The organism is Chitinophaga agri (assembly GCF_010093065.1).
GTDB lineage: Bacteria > Bacteroidota > Bacteroidia > Chitinophagales > Chitinophagaceae > Chitinophaga > Chitinophaga agri.
The window spans coordinates 325,305-343,523 of record NZ_CP048113.1 but is presented as its reverse complement, the minus strand read 5'-3'; the positions used below and the strand labels follow the sequence as shown (position 1 = coordinate 343,523).

The 18,219-nt window shown below is 47.9% G+C and carries 10 protein-coding genes; 5 read left to right on the top strand and 5 right to left on the bottom strand.

Translation table 11 applies throughout. The features are described from left to right. Positions 1-4 precede the first annotated feature (4 nt). From mqnE to GWR21_RS01290, 3 genes are all read left to right on the top strand, one after another. Positions 5-1,186, top strand: a complete 1,182-nt coding sequence (gene mqnE, locus GWR21_RS01300; RefSeq protein ID WP_162329982.1) for an aminofutalosine synthase MqnE — start codon at positions 5-7, stop codon at positions 1,184-1,186. A gap of 12 nt (positions 1,187-1,198) precedes the next feature. Beyond that, a complete protein-coding gene (locus GWR21_RS01295; RefSeq protein WP_162329981.1) occupies positions 1,199-1,735 on the top strand; it encodes a DUF192 domain-containing protein in 537 nt (178 codons plus the stop codon). 1,289 nt (positions 1,736-3,024) lie between these two features. Then, entirely contained in the window at positions 3,025-4,434 is a 1,410-nt protein-coding gene (locus GWR21_RS01290) for a sigma-54-dependent transcriptional regulator (RefSeq protein ID WP_162329980.1), read from the top strand. A gap of 93 nt (positions 4,435-4,527) precedes the next feature. On the opposite strand, the gene GWR21_RS01285 is transcribed toward GWR21_RS01290, so the two are convergent. Then, positions 4,528-6,795 carry a DUF7133 domain-containing protein gene (locus tag GWR21_RS01285; RefSeq protein WP_162329979.1) on the bottom strand — a complete coding sequence of 756 codons (2,268 nt, stop codon included), beginning with the start codon at positions 6,793-6,795 and terminating at the stop codon, positions 4,528-4,530. Between the two features lie 265 nt (positions 6,796-7,060). Here GWR21_RS01285 and GWR21_RS01280 point away from each other — a divergent pair, with 265 nt between their 5' ends. After that, a complete protein-coding gene (locus GWR21_RS01280) occupies positions 7,061-8,341 on the top strand; it encodes a NupC/NupG family nucleoside CNT transporter (protein WP_162329978.1) in 1,281 nt (426 codons plus the stop codon). Between the two features lie 102 nt (positions 8,342-8,443). Here the strand turns inward: GWR21_RS01280 and GWR21_RS01275 are convergent, their stop codons facing one another. Beyond that, positions 8,444-8,842 carry a DUF4259 domain-containing protein gene (locus GWR21_RS01275; RefSeq protein ID WP_162329977.1) on the bottom strand — a complete coding sequence of 133 codons (399 nt, stop codon included), beginning with the start codon at positions 8,840-8,842 and terminating at the stop codon, positions 8,444-8,446. Positions 8,843-8,877: 35 nt separating this feature from the next. After that, positions 8,878-12,408, bottom strand: coding sequence for a chromosome segregation protein SMC (smc, locus tag GWR21_RS01270; protein ID WP_162329976.1), 3,531 nt, complete (start codon positions 12,406-12,408; stop codon positions 8,878-8,880). A 396-nt stretch (positions 12,409-12,804) separates the two neighbouring features. Here smc and GWR21_RS01265 point away from each other — a divergent pair, with 396 nt between their 5' ends. Next, entirely contained in the window at positions 12,805-15,039 is a 2,235-nt protein-coding gene (locus GWR21_RS01265) for an FUSC family protein (protein WP_162329975.1), read from the top strand. A gap of 111 nt (positions 15,040-15,150) precedes the next feature. Here GWR21_RS01265 and bshC read toward each other — a convergent pair whose 3' ends face one another. Next, the gene (gene bshC / locus GWR21_RS01260; protein ID WP_238430125.1) at positions 15,151-16,749 is read right to left on the bottom strand and encodes a bacillithiol biosynthesis cysteine-adding enzyme BshC; all 1,599 of its coding nucleotides are present in this window, start codon (positions 16,747-16,749) and stop codon (positions 15,151-15,153) included. A gap of 192 nt (positions 16,750-16,941) precedes the next feature. Beyond that, positions 16,942-18,213: a glucose-1-phosphate adenylyltransferase gene (locus GWR21_RS01255; RefSeq protein ID WP_162329973.1), complete on the bottom strand. Its 1,272-nt coding sequence runs from the start codon at positions 18,211-18,213 to the stop codon at positions 16,942-16,944. Positions 18,214-18,219 lie beyond the last annotated feature (6 nt).

The following is an 18,219-nucleotide window of genomic DNA, read 5'->3' as shown; positions in this document are numbered from 1 at the left end:
CGAGATGACGACCAGAAATGATCATCCTGCCATATCTACCATATTGCAGGATACAAGATTGGATAAAGGGTTGAAAACCATTGGAGAAAAGGTAATGTCAGCAGAAAGGCTGACGCCGGACGACGGTCTGCTTTTATTTGAGAAAGGAGAACTGGCCTATGTAGGAGCCCTTGCCAATGCTGTACGCGTGCGTATGCATGGAGATAAAACCTATTTCAATCGTAACTTTCACATAGAGCCGACGAACGTTTGCATCTTTACCTGCAGATTCTGTGCTTACTCAAAATTGTATAAGAATCGGGAAGAGGGTTGGGAACTGAGCATCGACCAGATGCTGGATATTGTGAAAAAGTATGATGGTCAGCCAGTTACGGAGGTTCACATCGTAGGTGGTGTGCATCCGAAGATGAACCTGGATTTCTTTGTTGAACTCCTGCAGAAGATAAGGGCACACCGTCCTGATCTTCATCTGAAAGGCTTTACGGCAGTGGAACTGGATTACATGTTCCGCAAAGCAAAAGTGAGTGTTGAAGAAGGTATGCGCATCCTGCATGATGCGGGTCTGCAATCTATGCCAGGCGGCGGTGCAGAGATCTTCCATCCCGACATCCGTGCCCAGATCTGCCATGACAAGGTAGATGCTGATGGCTGGTTACATATTCATAAGACAGCGCACCTGCTGGGAATGCATACGAATGCGACCATGCTGTACGGTCACGTAGAACAATTCTGGCACCGTATAGACCACATGGAGCGCCTCCGTCAGCTGCAGGATCAGACGAAAGGTTTCAACACCTTCATTCCGCTGAAATTCCGTAATGGCGACAATGAGATGTCACATGTTCCTGAGACTTCTGTCGTAGAAGACCTCAGACTGTATGCGATCGCCCGTCTGTATATGGACAACTTCCCCCATCTGAAAGCCTACTGGCCGATGCTGGGTAGAAATACCGCGCAACTGACCCTGTCCTTTGGTGTAAATGACCTCGATGGTACTATTGATGATACCACCAAGATCTACTCCATGGCGGGTGCAGAAGAGCAGAATCCATCCATGAACACCGCACAGCTGGCCATGCTCATCAAACAGGCTGGCAGAAGACCGATAGAGAGAGATACGGTGTACAATGAGATCAAGGATTATACGGATGTGGTATTCTCTGACGAAGAATTGATGGCACGTTAAAAACAACGCTTTATGTCAGCTTCCCGATGGCTCCTCTTTAACGTTGGATTTATACTTTATATAGCCGGATGCTCCAGCAGGAATGCATCTCCGGCCAATAACAGTAATTCGTCCTCCGGTAATGCAGTGGTAGCTACCGTACCTGATAGCGGACCACCCTTCAAAAAGGAAGGCGTTCTCTATTTCCTCAGTAAGGTCAATAATGATACGCTCCGGCAGATCGACATTGAGTTTGCTGATAACGACGAGGAAAGAGCAAGGGGCCTGATGGACCGTAAGTCAATGTCTGACATACAGGGTATGCTCTTCATCTTTCCGAAGGCGGAGGAACAATCCTTCTGGATGAAGAACACCTACATCTCACTTGACATCATCTACCTGGACGAGAAAAAAGAGATCGTATCGGTACAGAAGTATACGACACCCCTCTCGGAAGAAAGTCTTCCTTCGTTCAAGAAAGCGCAATATGTGCTGGAGGTGAATGCAGGGTTCTGCGATAAGTATCATATCGCCTACGGAGACAGGATCGCTTATAAAGCAGTTAAATAAGGTAATTCAATATAATGAACGGGCTGTCCGCTGATAACGGACAGCCCGTTTTGTATGCTGTCGGCTGATACAATTTTGACGCCTGTTCAATGCTTCGCCGTCGCTAGTTCGTCGCTAGCAGGTCGCTTGTTCGTCCCTTCTATATTGGAGGAAGAAGCTGTTGAAAAAATACAAATCATTGTAAAACAACCACTTAATTATTCCCCATCATTCATATTAGGATGTCACCCCATATCAAAATAGTATCAGTTCTCTCCAATCCTGCTTCACCTCTACCCTCACAGCGCCCACCAGTAAGCTACCTGGCATTTCCTCCTATATGCGTGTTCAAAAGCAGGCAGGAATAATGCGGAGGCGGTACTACTTACCTCCCCCTCCCGAAAAGAACAGGAATGTTCCTCTTAACGCTGACATAGATACCCTACTATGACCTGGCTGTCCTTCCCGTTATAATCACTGAGTGCATCTGATCAATTGATAATGACATCGTACTGGTTGACTACCGCTTGTTAAAACGGCAGGTGATCAATCGGCAAAACAAATGGATGGATATATTTCCCGGTGATTATGATCAGTCTGGCGGACTTCTATTCATGTTCAGAAACATGTATCAAGGTCTGGCTGAACCAGTCGCTGGTTGATAGCAAATGAGGAAGAAAGGGCACTTTGTTTGTTACCATAATTGCGGCAAGCAAGATGCTTATATAGTTATTTGAGAGGCTAAAGCAATATTATAACAAATAAACTTAAAATACTGATTATCATTTTATAGTGTCGTCTATTTACAAAGTTACATTAAGTAAAACAACCTTTTTTCACTCATTAGATACTATCTCGCTGCTGTCGGGGCCTACCGATATCTACCGGCGCAGCAAAATAGGTTCCTTTATACACCTTGCAGGTTGCACACCAGAAAGTAACAATGACGAGTGCCCAGGAGTCAGCTTGAAAAACTGGTCTATCTAAGCAATTAATTCTTTCACTGATTAAAGTTGTAAATGACGGGTGTATAAACAATTGCCAACTGACAAAAATTGAACGATCCCTATGTTGAGGCATGCACATCTTTATTTTTGGTCGAATACAATATTTCGATACCTTTATGCCAACCATAACATTAGGCACGACCCGAAAAACCGCTGCGGGAATTGACTCTCTCCCCTGGCAATCAGAATAGACCATACTCTTTTTTCTTATTGTTCCCGTGCCGGCAGTCACAACTAAGTTCGAGTACATAATGTTCGTGTCTCTTTAGAAAACTTATTTTATTCACCTCTTAATCGTAACATGTGAGCACTATCCTGATCGTTGATGATGAGATCCAGATTTGCACCTTGCTAACTAAGATACTCAGTAAAGAAGGATACGAAGTAGATCATAGCGTATCCGGCACTACAGCACTGAAGATGGTGAAGGAAAAGCTGTATGATGTTGTCTTCTGTGATTACCGGCTGAAAGACAAAGAAATAGATGGCAGCGTACTCTCGCTTAAGATCCGTGAACTAAGTCCGCCGACAGGCATTGTCGTCATGACCGGCTATCCTGACGTACGCGTTGCTATTCAACTGATAAAAAACGGCATTTATGACTATGTGGTCAAGCCACTGAATGCCGCGCAGGTTATTCTGCTTACACAGAAGGCCCTGTTACATAAAGCACTAACATCTAAGGACCCTTTGCCAGTCGCTCCCGCATCACCGGAAGCACCTGTATCTACGCTGGTCTCGCACAGGGGTACGCTCAGTCAGTTTGTGTATGGTGTGGGGAATGCCTCGAAGGAACTGCATGTGCATATCAAACTGATCGCGCCAACTGATTATAGTGTGGTGATATTGGGAGAGACAGGTACAGGGAAAGAATCAGTGGCGCAACTGATCCATAGTCAGAGTAAGCGTAAGAACAAACCGTTTGTTGCCATCGACTGTGGCAGCCTGTCCAGGGAGCTGGCCTGTAGCGAACTATTTGGCCACGAAAAAGGTGCCTTTACCGGCGCCATACAGGCTAAAACGGGCGCATTCCAGGAAGCACATGGTGGTACACTGTTCCTTGATGAAATAGGTAACCTGTCCTATGAGGTGCAGACGGCCCTGCTCCGCGCTATCCAGGAAAGGGTGGTCAGACCAGTAGGTAGTACGCGCGAGACCCCTGTCGATATACGTATCATTGTAGCCTCTAATGAGGACCTGCAACAGGCTGTGTTAAACGGACGCTTTCGGGATGACCTCTATTACCGTCTGAACGAGTTCAGTGTGAATGTCCCCCCACTCAGGGCCAGACGGGATGACCTTCCACTGTTCGTCAACGCTTTCAAACAAATGATCGAAGCAGAACTAAACAGGGAATATGGTGAGGTATCAGCAGAAGTCTACCAGGCGTTTTATCATTATGGCTGGCCGGGCAATATCCGCGAACTGAAAAACGTCATGAGAAGGATCTGCCTTTTGTCAACGAATGAGGGTCCTGTTACGACTGCGCACCTGCCGGAAGAAATGTTGCCCGCGTTGAAAGAAGCCGAAGCCACGGGCACTGGCGGAACCACTGAAGAGGACCTGAAGAATGTATCCCGTCAGGCGGAATACAAAAAGATCATGGATGTATTACAGCAGGTGCATTATAATAAATCGGAAGCGGCCAGAATGATGAACATCGACCGTAAGACATTATATAACAAACTCCATACACTCAATATCGTATTGTAATCCGTTATTTCTTTTGCCAAAACTCATAACTAGTGCCAATCCATAAACAAAGAGCGCCGGTAAGCGCTCTTTGTTCGTGATACCAGGTATACGTTACTTCAATTCTGCCATTGTAAATGATTTCTGACGGCCTTTATAATGCTTCCGCACCTCCTGGATATCTTTCTCTGTGACCCTGGCTGCATGATTGCTCCAGGCACCACGGATGTAACTCAGTACCTCCGCAATATCCTTATCAGAGAACTCATCATTGCTGCCTATACCAGGCATATCTCCGCTGATCTCAGGCGTTTTATATTGTTTACCGGCAACAGTTACCGGGCCGGTCAAGCCGAACAGCACGATGGCCGCCAGCTTATGCTTATCGCCTGTCACGATCTCTGACTGGTTCAATGGTGGAGCGAGCGACTGGATACCATCACCATCAGCACCATGGCAGGTCTGGCAAACAGTTTTGAACAGGATGGCGCCTCTCGGGTAGGTCTTTCCCAGGCTCTCATCCATGCTGGCTTTCTTATGATTTTCAATATCCTTTAGTACTGTTTTCAGGCGTTTGGCGAGCACCAGGGTGGTATCCGGATGGATGGCTTTCAATAGCTGCTGTAATGCGATTTCCTTACCAGCCATACCGCTGATGAGCGCATCAGCCACATAACGGTCATTGGCATATCTATCCACCAGGCGACCTCGCAGTGAATCAGTTTCCGCATGCAGCGAGGCCGGCAGCGAAGGCAGTAGTAAGGCAACATAAGGCGCCAGGAAGACATTCTGTTCTATCATCTTCAGCTCGTTCAGAACAGCCTTTCCGTTTGCAGGCGTCATGACTGCCGGTAAAGCGGCCAATGCTTCCGCCTGTACGTATGGATTGGCCTGATGCAGTAACACCTGTACGTCTGCCAGTTGTAATGCGCCCAGGCCTTCGAGGGTCCAGAGTGCATGCACCTGTGCATACAGCGGTTGCTGTAAGCGGCTGCGTAGTGCCGGAACGAGCGTAGTATAATGGTGATCTACGATCAGCTGTTGCGCTTTATCGCGTAGCCAGCCATTGGCATTTCCTAACAATGAAAGCAGGTGTTCCGGATCGTTTTCAATAATAGTCGCAGCAGGGTGCTGACCAGCAGGTACAACCCGGTAGATACGTCCGCAGTTCAGCGGATTGGTCAGATTACGGCTCTTGATCTCGTTTTTCAGATAAGGCGTCAGGTAGGTCTTATGCTGAATAATACCCCTGTACATGTCCAGGATGTAAAGGGCGCCATCCGGTCCGTCGTAGAGGCTTACCGGCCTGAAACGCTCGTCGGTGCTGGCCAGGAACTCCTGGTGCTGATAAGCCTGACGCCCTTTTATGATATACCCGCTGTCCCTGATGAGGTTCCTTTTGATCAGGTTGCCAGAGGGTTCTGCCACGAAGATATTGTTATCATAATCCTTCCCGAGCAGTTTGCCCCTATAAACCAGTGGGCTACAGGCAGCCGTCATATTCACGAGACGCAGGCTGTCATTGAGTGTGCCTTTCATATATCCCCTGTTCACACCGGTGGTGGCTCTGACAGGATATACCTTGTTATCCGGAACGATCTTTTCATCGTAGCCGGCTACGTTTTTCTGCTGACTGTTACCAGCACCTAGTCCGGCAGGGAAATAGTCGCCCAGTACATTTTCAGAGTTATTATTATAGAACAGGCGGCCGAAATTATCCTGGGAAATGCCCCACTGACCGCGGAAGTGTGTTTGTTCTTTCAGCCATTTATTGCCCACCTTACGGTAGCGCTTATCTGATTTAGCATTGTAGATCCAGTTGTCCATAGCGCGCAGCAGGCCGTTAGGCTGATGTTCTACGTTGCCGCCTTCCGTATATTTATCGTCCACCAGCGTTTTCTTTCCCGGCTTGTCATGATCATTCTCCACAAACCATAATCTCGGAGGTGCAGCTATCAGCACCCCATTCCCTACCAGGCAGATCGCTCTGGGTAATACAAGACTGTCCATAAACACGCTGCGTTTGTCAGCAACGCCATTATGATCCGTATCTTCCAGGATAACAACTTTCCCATTGGGGATCTCTTCGCCCGTACCGGCAGTATCAGGCATATAGCCGGTCATCTCCACTACCCACATACGACCTTTCTCATCAAAGGTCATCGCAACAGGTACGGTGACGAGTGGCTCAGCAGCTACCAGCTGTACTTCCAGCCCCTTTTCGACCTGCATGTGTGAGATGGCAGTGGTCGCATCCAGGACTGCGGAGGTCGCATATTTTTCCCGGATAGCGGATGAATCGGAGGATCTGTCAGATAGTTTGTTCTGGCCGTTGTTACACGCCGTTAGGAGGAGTGCAAGAAAATAAAACCTGTAACGCATTATGATAATCGATTGAAAAAGATAAACGTGAAATTAGGAATTAGGAATTAAGAATCAGGAATTGTGATGATAAACGGCTGCATATATGTAAAGGCCGGTATTAACTAATGTGAGGAAAATCTCCAGCAAAACTGTCCTATACTGTATCAGCTATTCAAACTACGCAATATAAGCCGGGCTTCGCTGCGTTCTAATTCCTAATTCCCAATTCCTAATTCCCAATTCTTCGCTATCTTCGCTGCTTACAACCACTTTTATCGCGCTTATGGGACGTTTCCAAGGACTCATCGGGATAATCCTTATCCTGGGACTTGCTTACTTAGCTTCAAACAACAAGAAAAAGATCAACTTCCGGCTGGTGATCAGCGGAATAGGTTTACAGGTATTGATAGCCCTCCTCATCTTTAAGGTAAGTTTCGTTTTTCGTTTCTTCCAGGGCGTGGGTAAAGCCATGGGTAAACTGGAGGACTTCGCCCGTCAGGGTGCGGCCTTCGTATATGGAGGTATCGCGGTAGAGACAAAGCCACCTACTGCCGGGGCACCGGCCAGCTTCAGTAACTACCTGACAGGGGGGTTCGTATTTGCCTTCAATATTACTGCAGCTATCATATTGGTATGTTGCCTTGTAGCCATCCTTTACCATTTTGGCGTCATGCAGCGTATCGTGTCAGTTATTGCGAAAGCGATGAATGTCATTATGCGGGTAAGTGGTGCAGAAGCGCTGAGTAACGTCGCGAGTGCTTTTGTCGGGCAGATCGAGGCGCAGGTGATGATCAGACCTTACCTTCCGTATATGACCCGCAGTGAACTGCTGGCATCGATGAGTGGTAGCCTGGCCTGTATTGCGGGAGGTATTCTCGTAGTATATTCTAATATGGGTAAGGCAGCGGGTATGGACCTCGCTCCTATGCTGATCACGGCGAGTCTGATGGCGGCGCCGGGCGCACTGGTGATCTCCAAGATCGTGTTTCCGGAAACGGAAGAATCGCAGACGATGGGGAAAGTGAAGCTGGAAGTGAAAAGTCAGTATGTGAACGTGATAGATGCGATCACCCATGGTGCGGGCGATGGTTTTAAAATAGCCATGAACGTAATAGCGATGATCATCGGTTTTATCGCCCTGATCGCTTTCCTGGACTGGGGACTGCTGAAGATCGGACATATATTCAATCCTGACTTTGACCTGAGCCTGAACTGGATCTTCGGGAAGCTCTTCTACCCCGTGGCGTGGGCAATGGGCGTCCCTTCCGGCGATGTGAACAGTGTGGCGACCCTGCTGGGCCAAAAGCTCACCATCAACGAATTTATCGCTTTCAAGAACCTGACAGACAAGAACATCCCTGTCCTCACGGAGAAGGGCCTGCTGATCGTCAGTATCGCTGTTTGTGGTTTCGCTAACTTCAGTAGCGTAGGTATGCAGATCGGGGGCATCGGCGTACTGGCGCCTGAAAGACGTGCTGATCTGGCCAGTCTGGGACTGAAAGCACTCTTCTGTGGCACACTGGCATCTTACCTGTCGGCCACTATTGCCGGCATACTCATTTAAGTAAACATCGTTATATACTAACAGAATCCGCCTTATCTTCTGCCGGGTACCGGTCAGAGGATAAGGCGGAGCTCTTTTATAATGTCAGTGCTAAACGGCGACTCAGATAGTCAGTCTCTTTACGAGATCAGCCATCACAGCGTCCCAGCTTTCATACTGTCCTTCTTCTGTTCTAAGGTCTTTCATTTCAGAAGAAACCCTGATCTTCTCAACAACAGCAACAGCCAGCTTACGTAAAGCAGGCGTAGCTAACAGGTTGAGAACGTCCAGGTTTTCCAGTGGATCTTCAGGAAAGTCTTCGCTTGCTTTACCGGCGAGAGCTGCAACTACTTCTGCAGCAGCCAGTGCGTCTTCGCACTCAGATGCATCCAGTATACCATCTTTGTTAAGGGAGAACTGAAGCGTGTCGGCAACCATACCGCCATCTTTGTTGTCCATCATTTCAAATACCCAGTCTTGAGAGCCATCATTTTCGAAGTTTCTGGTACCCCATGTGCCCATGATATGTAATTTTTTGGTTTGCTTTATTGATTAACTTAGTTAAGACTTCTGAAATCCACAGGCACGAGTTTACTTACACCCGGTTCCTGCATGGTAACTCCGTAGATCACGTCCACAGCTGCCATCGTCTGCTTGTTATGCGTAACGATGATGAACTGGGAGTTATCCGAGAACTTACGGATCATGTTTGTGAATTTACCTACGTTGGCATCATCCAGCGGCGCATCCACCTCATCGAGGATACAGAATGGTGCCGGTTTGATAAGGTAAATAGCAAACAGCAGCGCTGTTGCTGTCAGTGTCTTTTCTCCACCACTCAGCTGCGTAATGGCAGCCGGACGTTTACCCTTCGGTTTGGCGATGATCTCGATACCTGTATCTGCCAGGTTCTCAGGATCATTCAATATCATATCACACTGGTCTTCTTCGGTGAACAATGCCTTGAATACACGTACGAAGTTTTCTTTCACCTGGTTGAACGTATCCAGAAATTTCTGGTTAGCCGTCGCTTCCACTTCCTGGATAGTTGCCATCAGTGATTCCTTAGCAGTCACAAGGTCTGTTTTCTGCTCTAGAATAAACTCGTAACGTTTCTTCATCTCCTGGTAGGCTTCGATAGCCGTAGGGTTGATCTCACCCATATTTTCCAGTCGCTTCTTGAGTCTTTCCGCGCTACCCTGTAGTTCTTCTACCGGCAGTACGGAGCTACGTTGTTCATCAATGATCTCGTCCAGGTTCACTTTAAACTCCACGCTCAGTCTTTCCTTCATGGAAGCCAGTTGCAATTTAAGTTCATTCACCTTATCCTTGATCACGGTCAATGATTGCTCCAGCTGTTCCTTGGCACGCTGACGTGCACGCAAGGTAGTTTCCTTTTCTGTTAACTGGTTACGGAAGTTGTAATATTCCTGGTCTTTTTCGTTCAGCTCTTTCTCTTCTTCTTCCTTTTTGCGGAACAAGTCTATAAGTCCATCTTCCGCAAGCCCCAGTTTGTCCTCTGCTGCAGCGATATTGGCTACGGCGTCTTCCAGCTGGGCTTTATTACTGGTGATCTGCATATGCAGATCAGACAATTGTTTACGTTTGAAATCCAGCTCCTGTCTCAGTGACTGGACTTTACTCTGCTGGCGTGTATGCTGCAGGTTCTGGTTATTGAACTGTACACTTGCCTGGTTAAATTGCTGCTCGGCTTCTGTAGCGGCCCTTTCAGCTGCTGCGATGCTATCGTGCAGCGCATATACTTTTTCATTCAGCTCTTCGAGTTCTTCCCTTACACCCTTGATACTATCCTGGTTCGCCTGGAGGGAGTCCTGCATTTCCTGCAAACGCTTATCTCCGGATTCAACCAGATGGCGGAAGTTCTCTATACGGTTCTGCAATCCGAACACCTGGTTGCTCAACTGGTTGATCTTCTCGCGGGCGCTATTGATCTTGTTTTCGTTCAGCTGACTGTTATATCCCAGTACCTGGTTATGTTTTTCCTGGATCTGATGACGGAGGGATGCCACCACATCTTCCAGTGTCCGGATCTCTTCGTCCAGTTTCTCCAGGTTTTTAGCACGCCCCAGTTTCTTACCTTCAAACAATCCGACAGAACCACCACTAAAACTGTACCGGCCACGGTTCATTCTGCCACTTTTCTCAATCACCAGTACGTCCTGATCTGTCAGTTGCTCAAACAGAATGCTGCTAACATCATCCGCAATAAATACTTTCCCGAGCAGATAGTGTCCCAATCCTTTATAACGCTCTTCCAGTTCTACTACTTCCAGGGCAGGAATAGTACCCGGAGGGCTTGCAGGCATAGCATGCTGTTCATGGAACTGATCAAGGATAAAGAAATTAGCCTTTCCCTTTTTATGTTCATCCAGCAACCGGATAGCCTGAATTGCTTCTGCTGCATTATTTACAACATAGTAGTTGAGATAAGGTTCAAGCAGGTTCTCTACGCAGGTGCGGTATTCTTCCCTACAAAAAAAGATGTCACTGAGAATGGGTGCTTCATTGTTCCATTCTGTGTTCTTTTTCAGGAATTTGATACTCTCCGGATAGCCTTCCAGGCTGTCCACGAGCGATTTGAGGAGGTCGTATTCATTCTTCTTCTGGTCCAGGGTACGGTTCTCGTTCACCAGTTTATCGCGTAAGCCTTCTATCTCTCCCTGGGTGGCCAGGATCTTTCCTTTGGTTTCTTCCTGGAAAGCGATCATATCTTCCAGATCGGCTTTCTGGTCCTGCAGGGTTTCCTGGAGGATGACCTTTTCTTCTTCCAGCTGCGTGATCTGGTGGAGGCGGCCGGTCTTTTCTTCCTGCAGCTGCTGAATGCTACGCTGGAGGTTCTGTACCGAGGTATCTGCTACGGCCACCTTCTTTTCTGCTTCAAACTGCTGGCGTTGCCATTGCTGCTGATCGCGGCGCAGGTTCTCCAGGGACAGCTTCTTCTGGTTAAAGGCTTCTTTCTTTTCGTCTACCAGGTCCTGGAGGCCTTCGAGCTGGTCCTGCAGGCTTTCGAATGCGTCCTGCTCTTCCGCCACCTGTGTTTCGGTGAAGGCGATAGAATCTGTCAGGCCCTGCAACTGTCCTTCCGCATTACCCAGGAAGTGGCTGATGTTGCGTTCCCTTTCTTTCAGATAGGTGAGCTGCTGGGTAGCGAGGTTCTTATCGTTCTCTTTGGTACGGATGGTGGAAACGAGTTCATTGAAGGATTTCTGCAATACCTGCAGCTCTCTTTCCTTGGCAACGAAATGTAATTTATCTTCTTCCACACTGGCTTCTGCGGAGGTGATCTCCGTTTCCAGCGCCAGTTTCCGGTCTGCTTCCGCCTGTTGTTCGTCTGTCAGCTGTTTAAAAGTGACGTTAAAACCTTCCAGGGCTGCTTTCGCCAGTTCAATACTGGCTTCGCGGTATTCCTTTTTCACCTCATAGAAGCGTTCTGCCTTACGGGCCTGCGCTTCCAGGGTTTTCAGGTTATTATTGATCTCAAAGAGCAGGTCCTCAATACGGTTCAGGTCTCCTTCAGTGGCTTCCAGTTTGGATTTAGCCTCCTTTTTACGGGTTTTGTAGATGGAAATCCCGGCAGCCTGTTCCAGCATACGCCGGCGGCTGTTTTCCTTATCTTTAATGATATCGTCCACCATACCCAGTTCGATGATGGCATAGGAATCCGTACTAACGCCAGTATCCATAAACAGGTTATGGATATCCTTGAGGCGGCAGGCCACATCATTTAGGCGGTATTCACTATCGCCGTTCTTGTAAAATTTACGGGTAATGGTAACGGTGGTAAACTCAGTTGGCAGGACATTGCGGGTGTTCTCAAACGTCAGGCTCACTTCGGCCATACCACTTGCCGAGCGTGTTTTGGAGCCATTGAAGACCAGGCCAGACTGGTTCTCAGAACGCAGGTTGCTGATCTTATGCTCCCCGATCACCCAGCGAATGGAGTCGATAATATTACTTTTGCCACAGCCGTTGGGGCCTATAACCCCCGTTACGCCTTCGTCGAAGTGTAATACGGTTTTGTCAGCAAAACTTTTGAAGCCTTTGATTTCTAATGTTTTTAAACGCACAATTGCTCCGCTTTGTTTTTTTAAAGCCGTCAAAGATAACTATGATTTCTCTGATTTATAGCCCGGATTTACCTGATCATACTATAATAATGCATTTTTGCCAGATTAATTATCTCCTTTTTCTGATTATCAGCATTTTAATCAGAGACTGTTACCTTTAATTTTCCAAAGAAAATAGTAATTTTTTAGACAACCATGTTCCGGTAAAAATTTAATTATACACAGTTGTGTATAAATTGCAGGACGAACTGTCTACGGTACATTTCAGCTGCTTTCCGGTTGTTACAAAAGCAAATATGACCGGTATAGCGTCATGAGCACTTTACCACACAGAAAATCAGCATTCTTTTTGCTTAACAGCGATTTAAATAACTTTGCATATATCAAATTTTCCAGATGCGGCATTGGATTCAGGAAGTCAGGAATTTCATTTATAGTTATCATTTCAGTACTGGTTTACGTACAACCATCAGTGTAGTAGTGCCTTCCATCGTATTTTCCATGATGGGCGATCTGCCGATGGGGATCGTGGCATCACTGGGCGCCCTGGCCACTGCCCTGTCAGATGTTCCCGGCACTGCCCTGCACAAACGCAATGGTATCCTGACGGCTATTGCCTTCATCTTCCTGACCGCCCTCGGTACTTCGCTGATCGCGCCTTACCCTTTACTGATGACTGCCTGGATACTGGCCTGTTGTTTTGGCAACGGTATGCTGCTCGTATATGGTAACCGTGGTGGCAATATCGGTATTGCCTGTATGCTGGTCATGGTATCCATTCTGGGAGAGAACCCGGTCCCTCCTGCAGAGGCATTCCTGCATTGCCTGGTCATACTCGGAGGAAGCATCTGGTACGGTTTCCTTGCCCTGCTGCTCTGGCAGATCCGTCCCTATCTGAGCGTACAGCAGATGCTATCCGAATGTATCATCGAAACGGCTCACTATCTGGAAGAAAGAGCAGGCTTTTACGAAAAAGGCGCCGACAAACATTTCGACGAAATATATAAATCCGTCCTCGCCCAGCAGGTCATCGTGAGCGAAAAGCAGGAAGCCGTACGCGAACTACTCCTTAAACGCCGCAGCGCCCAGCAAGGTTCTACCAGTATCAATAAAAGTATGGTACTGATCTTCCTGGACATCACCGACCTGCAGGAGCAGATCATGGCTTCCCAGACCGACTACCTTGCTTTACAGCAGGACTTCGGCGGCACAGAGATACTGGAGAAGTTCCACAAGCTGATCCTGCTGTTTGCCAGCGAACTGGAACTGATCGGCACCGCAGTTGCGGCCGGACAACGTTCCCTGCCTGAAGCAAATCTGCGACACGAACTAGACAAGGTGCAGCATGCACTCACTGCTATTCATGACTCGCTGCCTACCCTCAAGGAACGTACTAAACTGATGACGCTGACCGGCATCCTCCATAACCTGCAGGACATGACGCAGCGCATCTATAACCTGCACCGTCTCACCAGACTGGAACGTGTGAAAGATGAGGTGATCGATCCAAGATTGCAGCTATCCAGCTTTACCACGCGTAACAGCTACGACCTGGAAGACCTGCTGAATAACCTCTCCTTTGACTCACATATTTTCCGGCATGCCCTGCGGGTCAGTATTGCTGCTGTTACCGGCTACCTGCTGGGCCAGGTCTTACACCTGGACCGTGTATACTGGATCTTGTTAACGATCGTGGTGATCCTGAAGCCGGGCTTCGGTATCAGCAAGGCGCGCAGCTATCAGCGTATCATCGGAACGGTGCTCGGTGCATTATTCGCCGCAGGCGTACTGTTCCTCACCACTAATACGACGATCATCTTCATCCTTATGCTGCTTTGTATACTCGGGGCCTATAGCTTCATGACCCAGCAGTATACACTGAGTGTATTCTTTGTTACCCCCTTTGTCATCTTCCTCCTGCACTTCCTGCATCCCGCACACCTCCAGAATGCGGAACTCCGTGTGCTGGATACTTTTATAGGTGTCAGTATAGCATTTGTGGCCAGTTTGCTGCTATGGCCAAGCTGGGAGCATAACTACCTCCCCAGCCATATGTCGAAAATGGTGAAGGACAATGCACGCTACCTGGATCATGTGATGCGTCTCTACACCAACGGGGAATTTGTAATGAATGACTACAAGCTGGCCAGGAAAGACACTAATGTAAGCGCGGCCAACCTGATGTCGGCGTTCCAGCGAATGCTCTCTGAGCCAAAAAGCAAACAGATACATGGATCGGAGATCTATCATTTCGTGGTACTTAACCACTCGATGATGTCACATACAGCTGCCATGGCCAATTACGGTCTGCTACACCGCATACAGTTCCCTAAGCCGGAGTATCAGCATCTGAATCAACTGTTACAGCAATATCTCGACTGTATCGTACAACTGATAGACAATCCGGATACACCACCCGCTCCTTTACCCGAGCGACTGGATGCCCTGGATGCATTAGACGCGGAGTTGGAAAAGCTGATTCAGCGCAGACAGGAAGAGATCAATAATGGGCAGGGCGAAACGCCGGTAAGGGAAGATATGCTGGAAACAAAGATGGTGCGCGATCAGATGCATGCCATATTTTCCCTGTTAAAAGACATGAAGAAAACCATCGACAAAACAATAAATTAGGCATTGGGGATCAGGCGTTTTTTATAACAAATGTCTCGGTATAACGCAATAGCGCTCCTGGCCAGTGGTCAGGAGCGCTATTTACTTAGGGAGGCTTGATCTACTCAATTCCTAATGCCTGATTGCTATGATCCCAAACTGGTCAGACAGCGGGTCCATATTTTCCAGTATCAGATCAAAGAACGCCGGCCCCATTGTCACATACCAGGGCATGAAGTTCTCCTTCCGCTCCTGCAGGGAATTAGCCGGGAATAATTTCTTTTTCAATGTACGGATCTGCTCCGACTGCCAGTTGAATTTCTTCTTTTCCGCACGCAGGAACTTATGTTCAAGTTTACCGATAGATTTCACTGCTCTTGTACGTTCCGCGCCTACAGATGCTTCCAGTGTCACATCGATACTGGCTGCTTTTAATACCAGATCATCAAACAGCTTCTCAATAGCCGCATATTCATCCTTCAGCACCAGTGCCGCATTGGTATGCTGCTGTACAAAGCGCGTAATCAGGTCTTCCGGATCTTCAAACAGCTCTGCGATGGTAAGTCCCAGTTTCTGTAAACGTTGCAGGGAGTTATCATCTGCGAGCAGGAAGGAATTACGCAGGATCAGTGCCGGATAAGGAACGCGGTAGTGTATAAACAACTGCTGTAACTCCAGCCAGTAGGCGATCTCACCACCACCGCCAATAAAGGCGATATTAGGCAGGATCGTCTCCTGCAACATTCCTCTCAGTATCACATTCGGGCTGAAACGCTCCGGATGTTCTTCCAGCTCTTTCTCCAGTGTGGCCGCCGTAAACTCCACCGGCAGGTGTAATACTTTCCAGACATCTCCCACCCGTACGATACGCTCGCGCGATGTTTCCGTGAGATAGAACAGGTTGATCTCGCGCGGATTCGCCTGCACCTTATGATGTTGTGAGAGCTGCGCAATGGTCTCATTCACGATCCCGAAAGATTGCTGATGGAACAGTTCATCCCGCATAACGGGTACAAACAGTTTCTTCAGCTTCGGAGAATCCGGCACCAGTACCACCAGTCCGTAACGACCAAACAGCTCGTTTACGAGGTACAGGGTCGCGTCCTGAATATTCTTATGTTCCAGATATGCTTTGCGCAACAGGGCGATCAGCTCTTCCGCATAAGGGCCGTAGCCCACCGCTTGTTTTACCTGGTCAATGAGTGTGTCAAAACCTTCCGGTTGCATACGGCCAACCGCGCCGGCCTGTTGGGTAGGCCAGTTGATGGTCTTGCCGTCAATATACACATGTCCCAGTTCATCAAGATCGGCATCTTCGCTGCCCATATAATATACAGGCACGAAGCTATATTGCGGATACTGCGAACGTAGCTGATCAGCTAACTTTATGGTTTGCAGTATTTTATAGGCAAAATATAAATAACCGGTGAAGATATTGGGCTGGTGTGCCGTGGTGATGGTGAAAGTCTGCTGGTCCAGCAGGCTGTTGATATTATTCCGAACGCTGTCGGTAATTTCCAGCCCCTCATATTGCTCCGTGAGTGCTTCTACCAGTACATCTCTTTGTTGTGAAAATGCTTTCTTTGCCTGTATAGCGGCCTCAAAATCAGGCTTTACGGGAGAATATTTATAAAAGGGACGAAGACTCGGATGCTCGGCCAGAAAATCTATAACCAATTGATTAAAATACCCGGTTTTACAATACGGGATACTGCTTACAGGTTGCTCCATACGCTTACGCTCTGATTCTTTTAGATGCACGAAGGTAGGGAATGAATCGAGAATGATCAATTACGAATTACGAATGGTTATAATCAATGAAGAAAACAGTGTTCGGGAGGGCGGGGATGATACAAAAATAAAGAGGCGCCCACCTGTGGTAGACGCCTCTGACAATATTCAAGGTCAATTATTCTTATAGCTTTAGATCACAAATCCATCTGGCAGCACCATGCCATTTTTGATCACCACAATACCATCTTTCACCGCATATTTCTCATGATCACCATCCGGTAACGGATCGCCTACATTGATCTGTACATTGTTCCCGATGCTACAGTTCTTGTCGATGATCGCGTTATTGATACGGCAATTGTCGCCGATACCCATTGGCGGATGGCCTTTGGCTTTCGCCTTTTCCAGGTCTTCCAGCGTCTGGTAGTAATCGGCCCCCATGATATAGCTGTTGGTGATAACTGAGTTTCTGCCGATACGTGTCCTGATACCCACCACGCAGCGATCCAGCTGACTGTCCAGAATAATGCTACCATCAGAAATAACAGTATTCTTCAGTGAGCCGGCAATCTTGGCCGGCGGCAGCATACGTGCGCGTGAGTAGATAATATGAGACTCGTCGAAGAGGTTGAACTTAGGAATTTCATCTGTCAGTTCAAGGTTCGCCTCCCAGAAAGAGCTGATATTTCCAATGTCAGTCCAGTAACCTGTGTATTGATAGCTCACCACTTTCATGTCGGCATTGATCGCATACGGGATCAGTTCCTTACCGAAGTCGGTGGCAGCTTCCTGTCCGTTCAGCAGGTCATACAGGGTCTTTCTGCTGAAGATATAGATACCCATACTGGCGAGGTATACCCTACCTTCTGCCTGCATTTCCTCACTTACCGGGGAAGCCCAGGGAGCGAGTACGTCCTGTTTGGGTTTTTCGGTGAATGAAGTGATCAGCGCGTTATTGTCTGTTTTCAGAATACCAAAGTCAGAAGCATCCTTAGCGTTCACCGGAATGGTGGCGATGGATACGTCGGCCTGATTTTCTATATGGTGTTGCAGCATTTCGCGAAAATCCATCTGATACAGCTGGTCACCGGAAAGGATGAGCACATATTCAAAGTCGAAGTTATCGATATGGTGCAGACACTGGCGTACCGCATCGGCTGTACCCTGGTACCATGTCGGGTTATCAGGCGTCTGTTCCGCAGCCAGGATGTCTACGAATGCCTTACTAAAGTGGCTGAAATGATAAGTATTTTTGATATGCTTGTTTAACGATGCTGAGTTAAACTGCGTCAACACAAAAATGCGGTTCATGTCAGCATTCAGGCAATTTGAAATGGGTATATCCACTAACCGGTATTTACCGGCAACGGGTACTGCTGGCTTGGAACGCTTGCGCGTCAGGGGGTATAGACGGGTACCAGATCCGCCTCCTAAGATAAGGGAGATAACTGCGTTAGACATATATTT